This window comes from Stenotrophomonas pictorum JCM 9942, from assembly GCF_001310775.1.
Lineage (GTDB): Bacteria > Pseudomonadota > Gammaproteobacteria > Xanthomonadales > Xanthomonadaceae > Stenotrophomonas > Stenotrophomonas pictorum.
The window spans coordinates 1-3161 of the sequence record NZ_BAZI01000307.1 but is presented as its reverse complement, the minus strand read 5'-3'; the positions used below and the strand labels follow the sequence as shown (position 1 = coordinate 3161).

Annotated in this window: 1 protein-coding gene and 1 pseudogene; one reads left to right on the top strand and one right to left on the bottom strand. The window is 66.8% G+C overall.

Going from position 1 to position 3161, the window contains the following annotated elements; all coding sequences use genetic code 11:
* Positions 1-8: 8 nt before the first annotated feature.
* Positions 9-1400: a class II fumarate hydratase gene (locus JCM9942_RS12845; protein WP_054660141.1), complete on the bottom strand. Its 1392-nt coding sequence runs from the start codon at positions 1398-1400 to the stop codon at positions 9-11.
* 169 nt (positions 1401-1569) lie between these two features.
* On the opposite strand from JCM9942_RS12845, the pseudogene purB reads away from it, so the two are divergent.
* Positions 1570-2951, top strand: a pseudogene (gene purB / locus JCM9942_RS12840) (adenylosuccinate lyase).
* Positions 2952-3161: the final 210 nt, after the last annotated feature.

The following is a 3161-nucleotide window of genomic DNA, read 5'->3' as shown; positions in this document are numbered from 1 at the left end:
TGCCCGCCTCAGCCGCCGTGGATGCCGCCCAGGGTCAGCGCCGCCGGGTCCAGCAGCCGCTTGAGCTCGGTCTCGGACAGGCCGCTGTCCTCCACTGCCACCTCCAGCACCGGGCGCTGCTCCTTGTAGGCCCGTTTTGCGATCGCCGCGGCCTTCTCGTAGCCGATGATCGGGTTCAACGCGGTCACCAGGATCGGGTTGCGGGCCAGCGCCTCACGCACCCGCTCCTGCTTGACCACCAGCCCGGCGATCACCTTGTCGGCCAGCAGGTTCATCACGCTGGACAGCAGCTGGATCGAATCCAGCAGGTTGGCTGCGATCAGCGGCAGGGTCACGTTCAACTGGAAGTTGCCGCTCTGCCCGGCAATGGTGATGGCAGTGTGGTGGCCGATCACCTGCGCCGCGGCCATCACGGTGGCTTCGGGAATCACCGGATTGACCTTGCCCGGCATGATCGAACTGCCCGGCTGCAGCGCCGGCAACTCCACCTCGCCCAGCCCGGCCAGCGGCCCGGCGTTCATCCAGCGCAGGTCATTGGCGATCTTGATCAGCGCCACCGCCAACGCATTGAACTGGCCGGACAGCTCCACCGCGTCGTCCTGCGCGGCCAGTCCTTCGAACTTGTTGGCGGCACTGTCGAACTTCTTCTTCGTCGCGGTCGACAGCGCCTTGGCCACCTTGCCGCCGAAGCGCGGATCGGCATTGATGCCGGTGCCGATCGCGGTGCCGCCCAGCGGCAGCCGGCGCAGCCGCTTCAGGGCGTCCTCGATGCGTCCTTCAGCCGAGGCCAGCTGCGCGGACCACGCGCCGAACTCCTGGGCAAAGGTCAGCGGCATCGCATCCATCAGATGCGTGCGCCCGGTCTTGACCACCTTGCCCAGTCCGCGGGCACGCCTGTCGATGATGCGGCGCAGGTGCTTGAGCGCCGGCAACAGGTCTTCGACCGTGGCCAGCTGCGCCGAGACACGGATCGCGGTGGGAATCACATCATTGGAACTCTGCCCCAGATTGACGTGGTCATTGGGGTGCACCACCGTCTTGCCGGCCCTGCCGCTGGCGTTGGCCAAGGTGGCGATGACCTCGTTGGCATTCATGTTCGAGGAGGTGCCCGAGCCGGTCTGGTACACGTCGATCGGGAAGTGCGCGTCATGCATGCCGGCAGCCACCTCGGCCGCCGCCGACTGGATTGCCTTGGCCACGCCCTTGGGCAGCAGCCCCAAGCCGGCGTTGACCTCGGCCGCCGCGCCTTTGATCAGCCCCAGTGCCCGGATGAAGGCCCGCGGCATGCGTTGCCCGGACACCGGGAAATTCTCCACCGCACGCTGGGTCTGCGCCCCCCACAGCGCCTCCGCCGGCACCTGCAGCTCGCCCATGCTGTCGTGCTCGACACGCATCTTCATAGGATTCCTCCAACAGATCGACATTCCGGCGGCAACTCCGGTCCCGCCTTGCAGCGGCAATCTAGCCCATCACCTGCGAGGAATTCGTTTGCGGCGCCGCCCGTGGCACAGCCTGCCGCCGTCGTCGGCGTAGAATATGCGCCCCCGCCACTGCCCAACGCCTGCCGCCATGACGGATACGTCCCGCCAAGAAGCCACCCTGCTCGCCCTGTCCCCGCTTGACGGCCGTTATGCCGGCAAGGTCGACGCGCTGCGTCCGATCTTCTCCGAATACGGCCTGATCAAGGCCCGCGTCAAGGTCGAGATCGAGTGGCTGCTGGCGCTGGGTGCCGAACCGGGCATCAGCGAACTGGCCGATTTCAGCGCCGCCGGCAAGGCCAGGCTGCGTGCACTGGCCGAGGGTTTCTCGGTTGAGAATGCGCCCGCGTCAAGGAAATCGAGCGCACCACCAACCACGACGTCAAGGCCGTGGAGTACTTCATCAAGGAACAGCTCAAGGACGACGCCGAGCTGGCGCCGGCACTGGAGTTCGTGCACTTCGCCTGCACCAGCGAGGACATCAACAACCTGTCCTACGGCCTGATGCTGGCTGAAGCCCGCGACAAGGTGATCGTGCCGGCCTACAGCGGCATCGCCGCCACGCTGCGCCAGCTGGCCCATGCCCAGGCCGAACAGCCGATGCTCTCGCGCACCCACGGCCAGACCGCCTCGCCGACCACCCTGGGCAAGGAAATGGCCAATGTCGTCGCCCGCCTGGAACGGCAGATCAAGCAGATCGGTGCGGTCGAGCTGACCGGCAAGATCAATGGCGCCGTCGGCAACTACAACGCCCATGTCGTGTCCTACCCGGATGTCGACTGGCCGGCCTTCGCCGAAGCGTTCGTCACCTCGCTGGGGCTGGTGTTCAACCCCTACACCACCCAGATCGAGCCGCACGACAACGTGGCCGAGATCGGCGACGCCGCCCGTCGCGCCAACACCATCCTGATCGACCTGGCCCGCGACATCTGGGGCTACATCTCGCTGGGTTATTTCAAGCAGAAGCTCAAGGAAGGCGAAGTCGGCTCCTCGACCATGCCGCACAAGGTCAACCCGATCGACTTCGAGAACGCCGAGGGCAATTTCGGCATCGCCAACGCGCTGTTCGAGCACTTTTCCGCCAAGCTGCCGATCAGCCGCTGGCAGCGCGACCTGACCGACTCCACTGTGTTGCGTGCGGTCGGCACCGCCTTCGGCCACAGCCAGATCGCGCTGGACTCACTGGCCAAGGGCCTGGGCAAGCTGACCGTGAACCCGGAGCGTCTGGATGCCGATCTGGATGCGGCCTGGGAAGTGCTGGCCGAAGCCGTGCAGACGGTGATGCGCCGTCACGGCCTGTCCAATCCCTACGAGCAGCTCAAGGCCCTGACCCGCGGCCACGGCATCACCGCCGATTCCATGCGCGCGTTCATTGACTCGCTGGAGCTGCCGGCCGAGGCCAAGCAGCGCCTGCGCGAGCTGACCCCGGGCGGCTATGCCGGCCTGGCCGCACAGCTGGCCAAGGCGATCTGAGTCCTGATCACCTGAGCGAACCCCAGAGGAGCCGGCACTGCCGGCTCTTCTGCCATCTGGCGCCTGCCCGCAGCCCCGCATCGTGAAACCGCGCGGCCCCGGGGCGATGGTGCACGCCTATGCTGGCAGTCCAGGTCTCAAGGGAACTGCGGATCAACCTGGATGTGCCCGACCTGGCCGCCGTCCCGGTCTGCTACTGCGCGGCGATCG

Excerpts from the sequence above, each read along its gene's own strand:
- JCM9942_RS12845 (WP_054660141.1), bottom strand. The coding sequence starts at position 1,400 with ATGAAGATGCGTGTCGAGCACGACAGCATGGGCGAGCTGCAGGTGCCG.